Source organism: Patulibacter americanus DSM 16676 (assembly GCF_000420025.1).
Taxonomy (GTDB): Bacteria; Actinomycetota; Thermoleophilia; order Solirubrobacterales; family Solirubrobacteraceae; genus Patulibacter; species Patulibacter americanus.
In genome coordinates, this window is record NZ_ATUD01000012.1 from 101,681 (window position 1) to 118,497 (window position 16,817).

Here is a 16,817-nt window from a genome sequence, read left to right on the forward strand (position 1 = left end):
AGTGCCCGCGGAGGAGCACTCTGGAACCGTGTGAAGGCGCTTGACTCAGTCCGGGAAGGGCGTCTGGAACCGCGGTCCCTTTCGGATCCGCCGCCAGATCCCAGACGTTCGGGATGTCCAACGCTGCAACGGATGCGATCCGGATAGAGAGGGTTCCGCAATGTGATCGACGTTGTACGCTCTTGGATCTCAACGTGACCGACAGCATCTCCGAGAGTGAGTTCTCCATCCTTGCGTTTCGCGAGCCGGCGAAGGCTCTCAAGCGCATCGGATACGCCTGGCAGCGAAGCCCCGAAGCCGCTTCACGAGCGGCAAGCCTGCATCTGATTCTCGGCGATTTTCCGGAAGCGCTCGCTCTCGGGCGCCTTGCTCTGCGCCGGGCTGGAGAACTGGACGTGCAATCTCGTGTTCGCGCTCTGATCGCGGTTGGCACGGCGGGGACTCAGGCCCATCTCGATCTCCGCTATCGAGATGCCTTTATCGAAGCGCGTGGACTACTGCGAGATCATCAGAAGCTAGGAACGGACATCGAGGTTGTACTGTTGATTAACTGGGCCTCATCCCAGATGGGAGCATACCATTATTCGGCGGCGCATTCTACACTGTTGCGCGCTGCAGAAGTAGCGAATCAACTTCCAGCATCTTGGCCCCTAAAAAGTCAGCGCCTGAATGTCATCGAGTTCAACCGCTTCATGTTGTCCGACTGGCAAGCACGAGAGCCAGTCACTGCATACGCGGAGATGGCATCAAAATATGAGCGGGGTGGCGCATGGAATCTTGCTGCCCAGTGTCAGCTGATTTACGCCGGACAGCTCAGACAGGCGAAGCTGTACACGGCCGCTGTTCACCACGCTTCCCGCGCTGAGCGAGCAGCCGTCGCAGCCGACGCCCCTCAGTTGCTCTTTCGCGCGAGAGCGGAGGCGGCGCGGGTATTCCGAAACCTCGGGATGGCCGATCAAGCCCGCGAGATCCTTGAGACGCCGCGCCCTGGCCTTCGCGGCTCGGCCGCTGCTGCGGACGCGGGGCGCCTTGAGATGGAACGCAGTTCGGAAACCGACCGCACCGCTGACTACGACGCTTCGTTGACGCATCTCGAGCGTGCGTGGCATCACTTTGAGCCCATTGTTGTGACAGCGCCCGGTATAGCTGTCCGTGACCTCCCGCTGTCGGAACTGTTGTTCAACGCACTACTGACAGCCCGGATGGTTGACGACACATCGCACTTCGACCGTTGGGCGCTTCGGACCGAGACAACGATAGGCCGGTTCAAGGCCATGCCGTCGGGTTCGCCCCATGCGCTAATGCTGCAGACAATGCTCGCCTTCGTCGCGGGTGATCGGTCTGCAGCCGAGGCAAACGCGCTCGCGCTTGAGGACCTCGCGAAGGAGCTGGCGGTCGACAGTAGCCGAGTCGTCACGCTGCAGGATCTCGATGATCTAAATACGCAGCTCGAAGCTCTGGTCACGAGCACGCCCAGCCAGGGGGACGATGTAGCCGAGTATTTCGGGCACCTTGCGCATGTGGCAGCTGAGGACGACGAATCCGTGCGGGCGGCTTTCAGACGTGCAAACATAATACCCGTCCTGAACAGGATGTTGATGCGCGGAGAATTGACTCCCTGGGGACAGTTCGAGGCGGTAGAGCTGTCGCGGTGGGGATCTCTTTCGGGGGCACTTGGCAGATGGACTGACTCGCCTACCGCCAAAAGTCAGCTACGCGAGCGGTTTCTCATGGATGCGGCGGCCCGGAAAGCGTCATATCCCGCTTCTCTTGGGGAGCCGCACACGCTCCGTTGGACCGATCGGTGGCCCGGCGGCGTTGCGCCGGACTCGCGGACGCTCGACAAACCGGGTCCGGATGCACTCGAGTCCCTCGATCTCGGCCGGATGATCGGTGAGGCTGACTGGTGCGAGGTTCCCGAGGTTCTGCAGCTCTATCGCCTCGGGTCGGACATCGTCTGGTCGTTGATCGACTGCTCAGATGGCTCGATCAGTTCCGGCCGCGTGCGACTCGACACGGGCCAACAAGCACTGCTCGCAGCTACGGCAACGTGGAGTTCCCCGGCCGTTGCGCCACTCGACCATCGCCTTCTCACGGCAGCCCGGTTGTCGCCTGAGCACCTGCCGACCGTAGCGGCAGTCCGCTGCTGCACTGGACCCTTCGTTGACAACCTCATCCACGCTCAGGACTTCGCTCTGCGGCTGCCGGCGGGATCACGAAACGCGTTGGCGAACGCGCTCCGGGCGCTGGAGCGTCCGCGAATCGACGCCATCGGGCGGGCCATCAGTGGCATCCTCCCCAGAACCGTAGCCGTCGCCACGGACCGCCCGTTGTTGATGGCGATCGCGCCAGACCTAGCTACGGTCCCGTGGGGGCTAGGCACAGACAATACGGGTCGGTTCCTGATGACCCAACGACCCGTCGCCATGCTCCCCCCAGCCAACACGATTGCAGCGACTACGGGACGCCGCGCAACGAGCGATGTGCCCGCATGGGACCTGATCCGCATCGGCAGCTCGTTTGGAAACCTATCCTATGCCGGAGCAAGCGCCCCAGTTTCTATGGACGTGCTCATCGGTGCCTCACGCGGTACGGAGTGCCGTGGCTCCGCGGTGCTATACGTTGGCCACCTGTATGCGGGGACGGGCGTCCCTAGTGAAAGCTCAATCCCCCTTGCACCTTCCGACCGCAACGTACTCACCGCAGCTGACATCATGCAAATGTCAGGAGTTGCCAGCGAGCGAGCTGCCCTGATGTGTTGCCGTGGAGCTGGCGTCCACTTCTCCCATGAATGGGGCGGTTTTGCGTCTGCGCTGATGCTGAAAGGTGCAAACGAGATCATTGCCCCAATCTGGCCCCTCATAGACAGTCTCGAGGCCGGGATTGTCGATAACTGCGTCGCTTCAACCATCGTCCGTCGAGGGCACCTCGAGCTACACGTTCGAGATCTCATTCGCGAGTTGAGCTTGGACGCCCGAATAGCGCCCCACTGGTGGGCCGGAATGACGTTGGTTAAGGGTTAAAAGATGCAGCTCTCATCCGAAAACCTTCTTGTGCAAGTGCCGGTCGAAATCGCTGGCCAGATGCTCGCTGACGAGGGCATCGGGGCTCGTGCGGCACCAGGGGTCCGGGACGGCCTGCTCATGGAGGCATCCGCGATCGCGATCTCGACGATGGCCGTGTCGGCGGATGCGCTCTCGCTCGTCTTGTCACGGGACCAGATCGCCCCGTTCGCGAAAGGACTTCTTTCGGCCATGCGACAACGCCGGGTGGCCGAGGTGACGGTGAGTGCGGTCGTCGATGGGTACCAGTTCAAGGCAACCGTCCGGCATCAGACCAGCGAGCTAGACGCTGCAGAGGTGCTCAGGCAAGCAGCCGATTTCGTGGAAGCCACACGCCCACCGCCGCGACCCTAGCTAGGGCACAGCATGGCCGCTGTTTCGGTCAGCAGAACCACGGTGCTACTGCACTCGCTCAAGACGCCGGGGCAGAAGTCGGCACGCCGTGCCGGCCGAAGTGGCGGTCTCTGAACTGCCGCGAGGGCCTTTTGGCTCGATTCCAACGCCTAGCAGGAGGAAGTCGCGTCCCGTGGACGAAGTACGCTCTATGTCGCTGCCCGATGGGTTCTACGCGCCGTGGGAAAGCGAGATCGATGGTTTCGAGAAGATCAACGACCTCCTTACACGGCTGTCCGAGAGATGGTTGGTCACGGATCGCCTCTTCGCGTGGCGCGGCGTCTCGGACGCGACCTTTCCTCTGCATAGCTCTCTCTACCGCCGTCTGTTGTGGCAACGCGAGGCATCAGGCAACCCGGAGCCCCCAGACGAGGCAGCTCTTGCCGAAGCGGAGGGAAAGCTCCTGGCGGAGACGCACCGATGGGGGCTCCACAACGGGCCTCAGGGACGGCTGTCGATCCTCTACCAGCTCGCCGCACTGCAGCACTTCGGAGCGCCCACCCGGCTGATCGACGTCACGCTTAACGCCTACATCGGTCTGTGGTTCGCGGTCGAAAAGGACGACGGCCGCGACGGTCGCCTCTTTGCGGTCGACATCACATCAAAGCTGATCAACGAGCAGTCCGAGCTGCGCGACTGGGAGGACCGCCGGGAAAGGCCATGGGCGGAACTCCCTGAAGCCCGGTGGACGGGTGAGACGTTCGCGTGGAAGCCGCCACCGTTCGAGCGTCGTATCGCGGCGCAAAATGGCGCCTTCCTGTTCGCGGGCGTGCCGAAGACGGCGCCCGGGTTCCAACTGCAGAAGCAGCCGGGCGGCAGCAAGACGTGGCCGCGCGCGGACGTGCGCCGTGGGACATCGCTGCCTCTCCGTCTACATAAGGCCGACCCCAAGGCCGGCGGGGTCGGGGCTGGGGGCGCCCCGGCTTATACGTTCCGCATTGTGTCCGCAGCCAAGCCGGCCATCCGGAAGCGGCTTGAAGGACTGTTCGGCTATACCCACCAGACGATCTACCCAGACCTACCGGGGTTCGCCCAGTACGGGACGGACCTGCCGGCCGCTCCGTCGGCATGACGGGGCCTCCCGGGGCGGTCCTGCGCTGGGGGAGGCCGTCGGCTGACGGCTTCGGGAGCGCGTCGGTCGCCGGGCGTCGTTGGGCCCCGTAGGTGCAATAGACCATGACGGCCCGCTTGCATGCATCGCACGCATGCCGGGGTTCTCGAAGCCGAAGCTCGACTACGTAGTTGAGCTCCGGCGAGAGCGAGAACGGCTTCTTGCGCACAGGGCGGTCCGAGGGCTCCCCGATCGCAGCGACGGCCACCTGCTGTTGCCACCTGGAGCATCGCGAACCTGGGGGCCACCGAGCAGCCCCGTGACGATGCGTGCTTCGCCCTGCTCGCAGCGATCGTCTCGTGGTTCGATCTCGTCTCGATCGTCGAGGTCCGAGACAACGTCAACAGCGGCTTCGCCGGATCAAGGAGCTGCTGCCGGACTCGTGGCGCCTCCTGTTCTCAGAGGTCGACGGGAACTACGGGCGGATCGGGTTTCTCTGGGACTCCGACCGCGTCGAGCACGGCAGCTCGTTGCAAGACCGTCGCCGAGCCGAAGGACGTCGGTTCGGCGGGTGGGAGCGGATTCGAGGCTTCAGCCGCCCGTACGTGGGCACCGTTCACCGCGGCAGCCTGGCGGTGGCCCTGGTTCGGCCCTGCCCTTCAGCGTAGGCGTCAGTCGTCATCCCCCTCGGCCGCTGGCTCGTCTGCTTGATTCACGGCGGCTTCCATGAGGAGTTGGTCGAAAGTCGTTCGCGTGGCAGGCGACCCGTGCTTCATACGCCACGCTGCGTCGGGTCGCCGGTGTCCGTGCATCGCGACGCGTGCCCGGACAATCAACGTCCCGAAGTAGACGACAGAAAGGACGACATGGTCGCCACCGGCGCGCGGGTAGAAGTAGAGGAGGTGCTCGCCAGGCCGGGCGGCCGCACTCTCGAATCGGTTCGCCTCGACGGGGAACGCCAGCGCGTTCGTCCCGTCCTCGTTACGAGGCTTCTCGTCCCACAGCCATCCTCGATACTTCGCAGCTTCGGAGGTCGTGACCCAGGACTCATCCACGGTTGTCGAGAATGCAGCGAGCGTCACCTTGGCTGCCATGCGGAGCCATACGACACCTTCGATCCGGGACGTCACCCGGATCTCCCCGATCGGTGCCGAGTCAGGGATTTCCGTGAGTCCGTCCGGGATCGTCTTGCCCTCGGCGGCGAGCTGCTTTCGCGCCCGATCGACCAGCTTGTTGTACTCGGTCAAGTCATTGGCACGGATACGGATGAGATTGCCGTCGCGCTCAATCGCGGGTCGCACGCGCGCGTTCCATCTTCTCCGCCCCATTCGGATATCGACGGGCGTGCCGTCGTCGAGCTTGGCGTCGAGCGTCGGGGCAAGCTTGGTGCGGCCAGGGATGTGGGTTTGCCGGTCCGAGAAAATCAGCAGGTCCTCCATAAACGGTGCGTCAATCTCAGTGCCGGCGCGGTGGTTGCAATCGCGGCAGACACGGTCGGTTTTCAGCCTGCCGCCCATCTCATCCGGAATCGCGTGTTCCGGAGGATCGTCAACGCGCAAGGCTTCGAAACCGCAGTACCAGCAGAGTCCGGGCCGTGAAGCGGCGGTGCTTCCAGGCATAGCCGCTATCCGCGAGAGTCGGTGCCGGGATCTGGGGGGAGCCGTTCGTCGTGCTCTCTGCGCAGGTAGGCCAATGCCTCGACCTCGCCTGGGTCGTAACCGAGCTTCTTCTTGACGAACTTCAAGCGATGCTCCGCGTCGTGGAGAATCTCGCCCCAGGTCTTTACCCAGACCCGGACCCGCCCGCCCCGCAGCGTGCTGGCGAGGCCGAATTGATCCGGATACTGGCGACGCTCTTCGTCGGCGGTGCCTTTGACGTCGGTCGAGACGACCCAGAATTCCCATCGCGTCCGCTCAAGATCAAACCGCGGATCGGTGGCTATGGCGAGGGCATAGTCCTTCACCTGCTGGAGCTCTTTCGGGCCGACTTTGACAGAGGGCCGCTTGAGCTCGACTACCAAGTGTCGGCGCTGATCTTCGGCGGTCTCGATTGAGCGCGAGAGCAAGAGATCTACGATCCGACGGTGTCCGTCGACGTCCAAGACTTCGTCAGCGTCGCCGCCTTCCTCGCCGTCGTCATCGGACGCAGTGAGCCCGAGATAAGCGAGATGGTGTTTCAGTACCTCGGAGAGCCCCTTGTCGCTTGCGGCGAGCGCGTATTCCTCGCCGAAAACCCAGGTCTCGGCGGCAAGGATCTTGTGAAGCTCGCTTCGCTCCTTGACTCGCTTCTTCCAGTCAGGGTGCGTCGTCAACGAGGCGAGCCCGGCGACGAAATCGAGCCGATCGGCAATGGCCCGCGAAGCCGCGATCACCGATGCGAGCGGCGTACGCGTCAGCAACTCGGCGAGCGAGTCGACCTGGTCGGACGGTAGTGCGAGGACGTTCGTCAGTACGCGGTGAAGAGACCCCGGGTCCTGTTCCAGCGCCTCCCTAAGCAGGCCGAGCGACAGCCTCTTGTTGGGTTTCGGCGCTGCATTGATGATCTCCTCTGCCTGAAGCGCCACCAGATCGAACGTGTCGCGAGCGGCTCTCTCAGCCCGGGACTGCGGTGGCTGCTTGAAGGGGTAGACACCCTCGCTCTGCCAGTCGGCGACGATTTTCTGCCGGCGTTCAGCGAGACGCGCCCGGAAGTGCTGCCGCAACGCCTCACGCGAAGCGTCTAGTACCGCTCTGGCCGGCCCGGACTGCATTTCGATTGTGGACAACTCCGCGGCTTGGGTTGCGAAGCCGTCCCACTTGACGTAGGCGGTGAACTCGAAACCACGCGCCTGGATCCCTACGTCGATCTCTTCCAGCGCCGCGCCGCCACCGTTGCAGAGATAGAGCCCGCGGTCGATCTTCCGCTTCCACTCGATGACGGTGACCGTGAGCGGGACATCCTCCACGGCATCGAGGGTGTACTCGCGGCGCACGTCTTGCAGTAGCGCCGGGTTCACCTTCTTCCCGTCAAAGGTGATCGACACCCCGTAGCTTTCGATGGGCAGCGCGAATCTCGCTACCAGACGGTCGTGGGCGCTCTCGCCCTCGATGCCGGTGACGGGCTGGCCGAGCCCCTCGAGTGTGACGGACGTCCCAAGCGGTGCGTCCGTCGGTTCGGGGTCGGAGACATCGCAGGCGCGCAGGTCGCTCGCAGCGATCGTAATCGTCGTCCGTTGGCGGCCGTTTGGCGTCTCGGCAACGCTGTCCCAAACGACGCGACCGCCGGACCCGAAAGGACGGAAACGTCCCTGCCCGTGGCGACCATGCAGCGTGCGTCCTGCGGGCGACTTCGGTGTCGTCTTCTTAGTCGAACCCCCGAGCTTCGCGAACTGACTCACGGCCATTGCCGGTGTGATTCCGTGTCCGTTGTCGCGGACCACGACGCTCTCAATGCCGGTCAGCGCGGACCGTTGCAGTTCAACGTCCACCGTCGTGGCGTCCGCATCGACCGCGTTCCAGATCAGCTCGGTAATGCCCGTCAACAGCGAACGGGTCAGCCCCTGAACATAGGTCGTGTCGATGTCTAGCGAGAGCCGCACCGGCTCATCCTCTCAGGACAAGCAGTCGGTAGGGCGTGGCTTCTTTTGGGTAGTTCCGCACGTCCTCCCGCTCTCCTGATGCCTCACCCAAGCCGCGAGGCAACGGGCAAGCCGCGGCGGACTAGTGAGATCCGTGCCTGCCCGTGGTCGGTGGCATAAAGCGCGGCGTCGGAGTCAGCTTTCCGGTCCCGATCTGGGCGGAAAGGGAGCGTCGCAGCGGTGGTTTCGTCGACCGGCGAGCGACCGCGTTCGCTCCGCGCGCTGCCTGGACTGCCGCAACGAACCGCCTCCGGCCGTCCGCGGTCCCGGTGGTTGTCGTTGGAAGCCCGCGAAGGCTTCGACGAGCCCGGGAAACCTATGCAAGACGCTCGACGTGATCGCGTCTCAGGAATGGGGGATCGAACTCTTTGGCGATGCCAGCGACCTGTTACGGCGTGGCGCCGGGCTCGCGCCTGGGCGCGTCGTCGGCGGGGCCACCGTTGTCGCTGCGCTGCCGCCGGCGCCTCGACGTGGGTGCTGGTCTCAACACCACGTGCGGCGCGCCTGAGATCCCTGAGCCGTTATGAAAGTGCCGCTCCGCGGCGTAGGAAGGCCCCCGAAGCGCCGGCAATCGTCAGACAACCGATTTTCGGCTCATCAGCGTCGCTGTGTGGCACCTCATCCGCGCCACGCCCCGAGAACGCGAAAGGCCCCGCCGGAGCGGGGCCTTTCTGCAGGTGCGGATGAGAGGACTCGAACCTCCACGGGGTTGCCCCCACGGCGACCTGAACGCCGCGCGTCTACCAATTCCGCCACATCCGCGTGGCGATCGCGACCTGCATCGCGGTCGCGCACGATAGCGCATGGACCCCGGACCGTGCCGGGCGCCTACGCCCCGCCGAGCCGGCGCGCGTGCGTCGCCCGGCCCACGGCGCGGTGCCGCGGGGGCGGCCCGTCCCTACGCCGGCTCGGGCGGACGGGTCCGGCGGGCGACGTGGCGCAGCAGCCGCTCGGCGCCCTCGTAGCCGGCGGTGAGCAGCGCGACGAGCAGCGACGCGTGGAGCGGCGGGTCGTCCTCCGCCATGCGGGCGAACGCCCGCGGCGTCAGCACGGCGAGCTCGGCCTGGTCGTCGGCGCGCACCGCCGCCCGGTGCGCCCGGCCGGTGACCAGGGGGACCTGGCCGAAGATCGTTCCCGGGGCCAGGCGCAGCGTCCTGTCGGCGTCGTGGGGGGCGCTCAGGGCCACGGCGCCGCCCAGGACGAGGAACAGGCCCTGCGGCTCGTCGTCGGCCGCCACGAGGGACGCGGCGTCGTCGACCGCGCGCGGCTCGAGGTAGGGCCGCAGGCGCTCCGCGTCGACCGACCGCAGCAGCGGGTGGTCCTCGAGGGCGATCGGCGCGTCGAGCACGGCGCCGTGGCGCTCCAGGAGGCGCTCCTCGCACCAGTCGATCGCCGCGGCGGCGTGGCGGAACACCCGGGGCCGCACGTCCTCGGGCACGTCGTCGACGGGCAGCGCCTCCTCGGGGTCGACGACGACGAGCGTCCGGTCCGACCCGGCGAACCGCTCCGCCAGCCGCAGGACGGTCCGCACCGCCACGTCGGGGACCTCGTCGCAGCGCCCGAGGTCGAGCACCACCAGGTCGACGTCGTCGCCCAGGTCCTCGACGCCGCGCGCCACGGCCTCGGCGCCCGCGAACTGCAGGTCGCCCTGGAGCTCGAGCACGCGAGCCCGCCCGCCGACCTCGTCGAGCAGCCGCGTCTCGGCCTCCGGGCGCTCGCGCAGGGAGGGCCCGTCCGTGAGGTCATACGAGTCGCGGACCACCTTGCGGGTGTCGCGGGCGACGTGGAGGAAGTGCAGCCCCAGCTCGTTCGACAGCCGACGGCACGCCGCGACGCCGCGCACGCTGCTGCCGTGCTCGTCGAGCCTGGGGGACCAGACGGCGATCCCCACCTGGCCGGGCAGCACGCCGATGATCCCGCCGCCGACGCCGCTCTTGGCGGGCAGGCCGACGGTCGCGACCCAGTCCCCGGCGTCGTCGTACATCCCGCACGTCGTCATGACGCTGAGGACACGGTCCACGTGCTCGCCGGCGAGCAGGCGCTCGCCCGTCCGGGGCTGCACCCCGCCGTTGGCGAGCGTCGCGGCCATCATCGCCAGGTCGCGGCAGTCCGTCAGCAGCGAACACTGGCGCAGGTACACGTCGAGCGTCCGGTTCGGGTCGTCCTCGAGGATCCCGAACTCCCGCAGCATGTGGCCGATCGCCCGGTTGCGGTGGCCGGCGGCGACCTCGGCCTCGAGCACCTCCTCGCTCAACTCGAGCTCCCGGCCGGCGAAGGCGGAATAGGCCTTCTGGATCCGCGCGAACTGCTCCTCGGGGGTCGCGCCGGCGACGAGGGACGCGGCGGTGATCGCCCCGGCGTTGATCATCGGGTTCAGCGGCCGGCCGGTCTCCGGGTCCAGGCTGATCTCGTTGAACGCGTCGCCGGAGGGCTCCACGTCGATCTTCGCCGCGACCGCGTCGGCCCCGGCGTCGGTGAGCGCCAGCCCGTAGGTCAGCGTCTTCGAGATCGACTGGATCGGGAACGGGGCCCGCGTGTCGCCCGACTCGTAGAGGTGCCCGTCGGCCGTGGCCACGCAGATCCCGAACGCGTCGGGGTCGATCGTCTTCAGGTGCGGGATCGGATCCTTCGACTCGCCGGACCGGTCGTCGATGCAGGCCTCCCGCACCGCGTCGAGCAGCTCGTCGACGACGGGGGTCACCGCGGCGCCTCGGCTCGCGGGGCGGGGGAGCGGCGGACGGGAGGGCGGGGGAGCACGGGGCGAGTCTCGCAGTGCGGCCGCGCCCGACGGGCCGGAGGCGCGCGATGTGTGACGGAACCCGGGGACGTGACGACGCGCCCCGCGAATCTCGTGCTATAAATCCGCTCCGCGCGTCAGAGACGCACGGAACAGCGCCGCTATCGTCCAGGGGACTAGGACGCCGCCCTCTCACGGCGGAAACCCGGGTTCGAATCCCGGTAGCGGTACCTCTCGAAAGCCCCGCATGGCGGGGCTTTCGTCGTTCTCGGGGTGGTTGCGCCCGCTACGCCTGCGCGCGCAGCGCCTGCAGCTCGGCCTCATCGAGCCCGGATGCCTCACCGATCGCCTCGTCGCTCGGCCCGCCTTCGGCGCGCATCGCGGCGAGCACCGCGGCGTCGAGGTCCTTGCGGGATCCCGCGATGTCCTTGATGAGCAGGGAGCGGCGATGGCGGTCGCCGGCGCCCTCGTCCATTGCTGCGGTGCCCTGGTCGAGCGAGCGGCGGTGGCGGCGGATCGTGGCGAGGAGCGCGTCGGCGCGGCCCTCGGGAGTGTCGGGCGTCGCGCTGGTCATGGAGGGCACGGTACCCCGATCGCAGGCGCCGCGGGTCGGGGTGACCGTGGCCCGGCGGACGGCCACGGGCGCGGCCGACACGCACACGCGTCGCGGCGCCATGTCCTGGGCGACATGGGGTATGTCCTCAGGGACATGTCCCCCTGGGGCATGCGTCATCGGCGTGCGCCACGAACACGGCACGGTCGTGGCCGCCCCGCCCGCCACCGCGCACCACGGCCACTGTGCACCGCTGGCCCTGTGTCGCCCGGTGCGTCCGTGTCGCCCGGGGCGGCCCCGGGTACGGGCACCGCATGACCCAGTCCACGCCTGACGACGCCGCTCCCGACCCCAAGGTCCAGCCCGACACGACGACCCCGGCGGCGCCGCAGCGCTCCCCGGAGAAGGACCCGTCCGACTGGGCGACCGGCGGCGAGCCCGCGACCGGTCCGCAGCTCTCGTACGTGTCGACGCTGGCCCAGGAGGCCGGGGTCGACGTGCCGGAGAACCTGACGAAGGCCGACGCCTCGAAGCTCATCGACGAGCTGCAGGAGAAGACGGGCCGCGGCGGTCAGCCCACCGGCGGCTGAGCCGTACCGCGGAGTAGGTTCCCTGCATGGGCCTCCTCTCCACGATCCGCATGTACGCGAAGCGGTCCAAGCCGCTCGACGCGCCGACCGACGTCTACGCGCACGAGGTCGGGCTGCTCGAGGGCGGCACGCTCGACCTCGGCGCCCAGCGCGGTAAGCCGACGCTGATCGTCAACACGGCGAGCAAGTGCGGGTTCACGCCCCAGTTCACCGGCCTGCAGGAGCTCTACGACGAGTACCACGGCCGCGGGCTCGAGATCGTCGGGTGCCCGTCGGGGGACTTCGCCGACCAGGAGCACGACGACGCGGAGGCGATCGGCGAGGTCTGCCAGCGCAACTACGGGGTGACGTTCCCCGTCACGGAGAAGATGTCGGTGCGCGCCGACCCGCACCCGCTCTGGGACGACCTCGCCCGCCAGCCCGACTCGGGTGCGCCGGCCTGGAACTTCACGAAGTACCTCGTCGACGGCGACGGGCACCTCGTCGCCCGCTGGGGCGCGAAGACGAAGCCGCGGGACCCCGAGCTCGTCGCGAAGATCGAGTCGCTGCTGCCGCCGCAGCAGGCCTAGGGCCGCCGGCGCACCGACCACGGGGTGGCGCGGTCGGCGGCAACCCGTCGGCGCCGGGTCACGTCGCGGCCGGCGCCCACCCCGTGAGCTCCTCGAGCGCGTCGACCGCCGTGGCGCAGCCGTCCTCGGCCCACAGCGCCGTGCCAACCGCGGCCGCCCGGCGCACGTAGCCGGGGTCCCTCGCCAGCGCCCGCAGCCGGGCCGCCAGTGCGGCGCGGTCCAACCGGGCGAGGGGCAGCGCGGGCGGGCCGACGCCGAGGGCCGCCAGGCGGTGGCCCCAGAAGAACTGGTCGGCGAGGACCGGCAGCACGAGCGTCGGGCGGCCGTGGAGCAGCCCGCGACCCGTCGTGCCCGCACCTCCGTGGTGGACCACCGCCCGCACGCGCGGCAGCAGCGCGTCGTGGGGGACGTCGCCCAGGACGCGCACGTCGTCGCGCCCCTCCAGCCCGGCGCCGAGGTTCGCCCAGCCGCGCTGGAGCAGCAGGCGGACGCCCGCGTCCCTCGCCGCGCCGACGATCGCGGCCGTCGTCGCCTCCGGGTCCTTCACCGGCATGGACCCGAGCCCGACGAGCACGGGCGCGGGGCCGGCGGCGAGGAACGCCTCCGTGGCGTCGTCGAGCGGTCCCGGTGGGGGAGCGGGCCGCCACCACGGGCCCGTCAGACGGACCCGGGCGGGCCAGTCCGGCGGACGCGGCACCACGTGCGGGCTGACGGCGACGAGCGCGCCGCGGTCCGGGCGCCGGGCGGCGCGCACCGCGCGCACGCCCTGGGGCGCGAGTCCGAGCACGTCGCGCCGACACGCGCCCACGGGACCGCGCAGCAGCAGGGCCGTGGCGCTCTCGTCGAGCGCGAAGGACGCGCGGTTGCCGAGCGGCCCGAGCGTGCGCGCGCCGACCCAGGCGACGGGCGCCGGGAACGCGCGCGTGGAGGCCAGCGGCTGGAGCTGTGCCTGCACCACGGGCACCCCGTGGGCCTCGGCCGCGTCCAGGCCGGGCATCGTGGCGGGCGAGCAGAGGACGACGTCAGCGCCCGCGACCCCGGCGGCGGTGTCCGCGTAGAGCAGGCGCAGCTCGGGCTCGAGGAACGACGCGAGCCGGCGGACGGCCCGGAACGGGTTGCGCACGCCGTCCAGGAGCGCACGGCCCTCCGGGTCGTCGAGCAGCTCGCGCACGCTGCGGCCCCGGGCGCCGCACACGACGATCCCCGTGCCCTCCGCCATCGGCGCGAACATCGCGTGGGTCACGAGCCGCACCTCGTGGCCGCGGGCGACGAGCCGCTCGCCCAGCGCGACGAACGGCTCCGCGTCGCCACGGGAGCCGAACGTCACGAGCGTCACCCGCACGGGCTCACCAGACCGTCCCGGGGACGCCCCACGCGGCCAGCTCGGCCTCGACCCGCGCGTGGGCGGTGCCGCCGGGCCCGAGCCGCCCGGCGTCGGCGACGACGCCGAGGGTGATGTCGCCGCCCGAGCGGCCGAGGCAGACGGTGAGGTCGGTCATCATCGGGCCGCCCAGCAGGTAGGACTCCGCGGCCCGGTGGGCGCCGAGCCGGCCGACCTGCGGCGGGATCGGCCCCACGTTCGACGCCACCCCGTCGGCGCCCTGGGCCAGCACGGCCATCCGGTGGGTCAGGGCGTCGGGCAGCAGCCGCATCGCGTCGACCGTCCCCGTCGGCCCGGCCGGGCGCCCGTCGCGACGCTGCGCGCCCGCGGGGGCCGCGGCCTCGATCGCGGCCTTCGTCGCGTGGCGCACCTCGTCGAGTCGCCCGTGGCGCGGCGCCCCGCCGTCCAGGACGACGAGGGCGCCGACGACCGCGTTCGCGGTCACGTCGTGCTGGCCGTTCGGCCGCTGGTGGCGCAGGTCGACCGGCAGCAGGATCCGCAGCGGGCGGTCCGTCGTCTCGCCACGCGACTGCCGGGCGCCGCGGATCAGATTGGCGACGACGGCGAGGAGCAGGGTGTTGCCCGAGCCGCCGTGGTCCCGGGCCGCGGTGTCCCAGTCCTCCGCCCGGGTGCGCACGAGGGCGACGTTGCGGCGACCGGAGCGCACGCCGACGCCCCGGTCGCGCTCGCGCAGGGCGGCGATGGTGGGCGTCAGCCGCTGCAGGTCGCCGGGGGTCGCGGCGCTCCGCCACGCCCCGGCCGCCTCGCGACCCAGGCGGACGCTGCCGCCGACGCCGTGGCGCACGCGCTGGACCACGTCGGTCAGCTCCTCGACGGTCTCCGTGCGCCAGCGGCGGGGGACGACGGGCGGGTCGGCCGGGGCCGCCGCGGCGTCGAAGGCCGTGGAGAGGATCGCCCGGGCGTCGCCGTAGGCGTGGTTGACCCAGAGCGTCACGATGCTGCCCCCGTCGCGGGTGCGGGCGGCGGCCAGGCGCCAGCCCGGTGCCGTGGCCGGATCGGGCTGGGAGCTGACCTCGTCCTCGAGCAGGGCCACGATCTCGGGCCCGTCGAGCGCGTCGGGCTCGTAGCGCATGGGCGGCAGGTCGGCCGCGGCCTGCCAGCGCAGGCGGGCGCCGGGGACGCGTGGGCGGACGACCCGGCGGCCGAAGCCGCGCGGGTTGTGGGCGAGCTCGTTGGCCCAGCGCAGCAGGGCGTCGCCGGTGACGGGCTCGTCGAAGCGGCGGACGAGCCCGATGCACGGGCGGTGCCTGCGGGTCCGGGTGGCACCGACGTACATCGCGGCGTGGTCGTCGAGGGGGATCTTCACGGGGTCTCCTGGGGGGGCCGGAGGGGTGGGGGAAGGCCGGCGCGCGAGGGCGGCGTCCGGCGGTGCGGCAGGGTCGGCGGGCGTGGCTACCAGCGGCCGTCGGGCAACCCCCACGCATGGAGCTCGTCACCGAACCACGCGCGGACGTCGGCGCCGGGGCCCAGGCGCGACGGATCCCCGACGGCGCTGACCGACACGGTCTCGGGCGTGCGGCTGAGCGCGACGAGCAGGTCCAGGCCGATCGGCCACCCGACGACGCAGGCGTCCGTCGCGCGGTGCGGGCCGAGGTCGCGGACGCCGTCGGGGAGCGCGCCGGGGTTGGAGGCACAGGCGTCGAAGCCCATCGCGGCCCGCTCGGCGGCGCGGATCGTGAGCGCCTCGGGCAGCAGGCGGGTCGCGTCGCCCACGCCGCGCACGGGCGGGGCGGACGCCGCGTCGGCCACGAACGCCGCCTTCGTCCAGCGGCGGGCGACGGTCAGGTCGCCGCACTCCGGCGGGCCGCCCGGCAGGACGAGCGACGCGGTCACCATCGTCGCCCGCGGGCCGGAGCTGCCGTCGCGGCGCTCCCCGATCGCGTCGTCGCCCAGGTCGATGGGCAGCACGAGGCGAACGGGACGCTCCGTGTCGCCGCCACGCCCGGCTCGGCCGCGCCGGACGAGGTTCGCGGCGATCGCGGCCAGCAGCGTGTTCCCGGTGCCGCCGCGGGCGGCGGCCGCGGCGTCCCAGACGGCGGCGTCGAAGCTGGCGACCACCCCGGCCCGGCGCGGTCCCGGGGCGCGGCGGGTCGCATCGCGGCCCTTCGGCGCCCGGATCGGGGGCGGGTCGACCGGCGCGGCGGGCTGCGAGCCGCGCAGCGCCGCCCGGGCCCCGTCGACCGCGGCGCGGGCGGCGCCGGCCAGGCCGAGCTGCAGCCGCTCGCCGACCCCGTCGAGCTCCCAGCGCAGGCCGTAGCGGCCGCCGGGCGTGAACGTCGCCTCCGTCGTCCCGTGCCACGCCGGCAGGGAGCCGTCGCCGTACGCGGCGTGCAGCACCCCGGGCGCCGTGCCGAAGAGGTGGTGGACGAGGACGAGCAGCACGGTGCCGCCGTCGGCGGTCGGGGTGGCGGTCAGGAGCCAGCCGTGGCCGTGCTCGGGGTCGAGCGGGATCGTGAGCTGCTCGTCGAGCCAGGCGCTCAGACCCGGGCCGTCGACGGGATCGGCCGCGAGCCGCACGGGCGGGGCGTCCGTCGTCGCGACCCACCGCCGGCGGGCGCCGGGCACCCGCCGCGGGGCGACGCGCCGACCGAGCGCGTAGGGCGAGGACGCCAGCCGCCGCGCCTCTGCGGTCAGCTCGGGCCGGGTGATGCGGGTCGGGAACCGCACGATCCAGCCCATGTGCGGCAGGACGGTGCCCATCCGGCCGGCGCGCAGCACCAGGCTGGCGTGGTCGACGAGCGGGGCCTCACCGCCCGACGGGGCGAGCGGGGGCGGGTGGACGGTGGGGGGAGCGGCGGTGGGGGACACGGGGCCTCGTGGGGGGACGATGGCGGGAACGGGGGA

Annotated in this window: 12 protein-coding genes and 2 tRNA genes; 6 read left to right on the forward strand and 8 right to left on the reverse strand. The window is 70.3% G+C overall.

Translation table 11 applies throughout. The annotated features are described in order from the left end of the window. Window positions 1–194: 194 nt before the first annotated feature. From F593_RS30035 to F593_RS0117340, 3 genes are all read left to right on the forward strand, one after another. Entirely contained in the window at window positions 195–3,023 is a 2,829-nt protein-coding gene (locus F593_RS30035; protein WP_157251927.1) for a CHAT domain-containing protein, read from the forward strand. 3 nt (window positions 3,024–3,026) lie between these two features. Continuing rightward, the gene (locus F593_RS0117335) at window positions 3,027–3,416 is read left to right on the forward strand and encodes a hypothetical protein (RefSeq protein WP_022930012.1); all 390 of its coding nucleotides are present in this window, start codon (window positions 3,027–3,029) and stop codon (window positions 3,414–3,416) included. Window positions 3,417–3,606: 190 nt separating this feature from the next. Beyond that, window positions 3,607–4,527 carry an FRG domain-containing protein gene (locus F593_RS0117340; RefSeq protein WP_022930013.1) on the forward strand — a complete coding sequence of 307 codons (921 nt, stop codon included), beginning with the start codon at window positions 3,607–3,609 and terminating at the stop codon, window positions 4,525–4,527. A 650-nt stretch (window positions 4,528–5,177) separates the two neighbouring features. Here the strand turns inward: F593_RS0117340 and F593_RS0117345 are convergent. The 4 genes from F593_RS0117345 to glsA form a co-directional block, all read right to left on the reverse strand. Next, window positions 5,178–6,125 (reverse strand): HNH endonuclease, encoded by a 948-nt coding sequence (locus F593_RS0117345; protein WP_169449214.1) that lies wholly within the window; start codon window positions 6,123–6,125, stop codon window positions 5,178–5,180. 5 nt (window positions 6,126–6,130) lie between these two features. Further along, window positions 6,131–8,083 carry an ATP-binding protein gene (locus tag F593_RS0117350; RefSeq protein ID WP_022930015.1) on the reverse strand — a complete coding sequence of 651 codons (1,953 nt, stop codon included), beginning with the start codon at window positions 8,081–8,083 and terminating at the stop codon, window positions 6,131–6,133. A 717-nt stretch (window positions 8,084–8,800) separates the two neighbouring features. Continuing rightward, window positions 8,801–8,884 (reverse strand) — tRNA-Leu (locus tag F593_RS0117355). 136 nt (window positions 8,885–9,020) lie between these two features. Further along, the gene (gene glsA, locus F593_RS0117360) at window positions 9,021–10,823 is read right to left on the reverse strand and encodes a glutaminase A (RefSeq protein ID WP_022930016.1); all 1,803 of its coding nucleotides are present in this window, start codon (window positions 10,821–10,823) and stop codon (window positions 9,021–9,023) included. 193 nt (window positions 10,824–11,016) lie between these two features. Here glsA and F593_RS0117365 point away from each other — a divergent pair. Continuing rightward, window positions 11,017–11,089: transfer RNA gene (locus F593_RS0117365), tRNA-Glu, on the forward strand. Between the two features lie 56 nt (window positions 11,090–11,145). On the opposite strand, the gene F593_RS0117370 is transcribed toward F593_RS0117365, so the two are convergent. Further along, window positions 11,146–11,433 (reverse strand): hypothetical protein, encoded by a 288-nt coding sequence (locus tag F593_RS0117370; protein WP_022930017.1) that lies wholly within the window; start codon window positions 11,431–11,433, stop codon window positions 11,146–11,148. A gap of 293 nt (window positions 11,434–11,726) precedes the next feature. On the opposite strand from F593_RS0117370, the gene F593_RS26240 reads away from it, so the two are divergent. Together F593_RS26240 and F593_RS0117380 are read left to right on the forward strand one after the other, a co-directional pair. Further along, the gene (locus tag F593_RS26240) at window positions 11,727–12,002 is read left to right on the forward strand and encodes a DUF3072 domain-containing protein (RefSeq protein WP_022930018.1); all 276 of its coding nucleotides are present in this window, start codon (window positions 11,727–11,729) and stop codon (window positions 12,000–12,002) included. Window positions 12,003–12,028: 26 nt separating this feature from the next. After that, window positions 12,029–12,571, forward strand: coding sequence for a glutathione peroxidase (locus F593_RS0117380; protein ID WP_022930019.1), 543 nt, complete (start codon window positions 12,029–12,031; stop codon window positions 12,569–12,571). A 58-nt stretch (window positions 12,572–12,629) separates the two neighbouring features. Here the strand turns inward: F593_RS0117380 and F593_RS0117385 are convergent, their stop codons facing one another. From F593_RS0117385 to F593_RS0117395, 3 genes are all read right to left on the reverse strand, one after another. Continuing rightward, complete coding sequence (locus F593_RS0117385; RefSeq protein WP_022930020.1) at window positions 12,630–13,913, reverse strand: glycosyltransferase; 1,284 nt, start codon at window positions 13,911–13,913, stop codon at window positions 12,630–12,632. 4 nt (window positions 13,914–13,917) lie between these two features. Continuing rightward, window positions 13,918–15,279: a hypothetical protein gene (locus tag F593_RS0117390; RefSeq protein ID WP_022930021.1), complete on the reverse strand. Its 1,362-nt coding sequence runs from the start codon at window positions 15,277–15,279 to the stop codon at window positions 13,918–13,920. Between the two features lie 86 nt (window positions 15,280–15,365). Continuing rightward, window positions 15,366–16,781, reverse strand: a complete 1,416-nt coding sequence (locus tag F593_RS0117395; protein ID WP_022930022.1) for a hypothetical protein — start codon at window positions 16,779–16,781, stop codon at window positions 15,366–15,368. Window positions 16,782–16,817 lie beyond the last annotated feature (36 nt).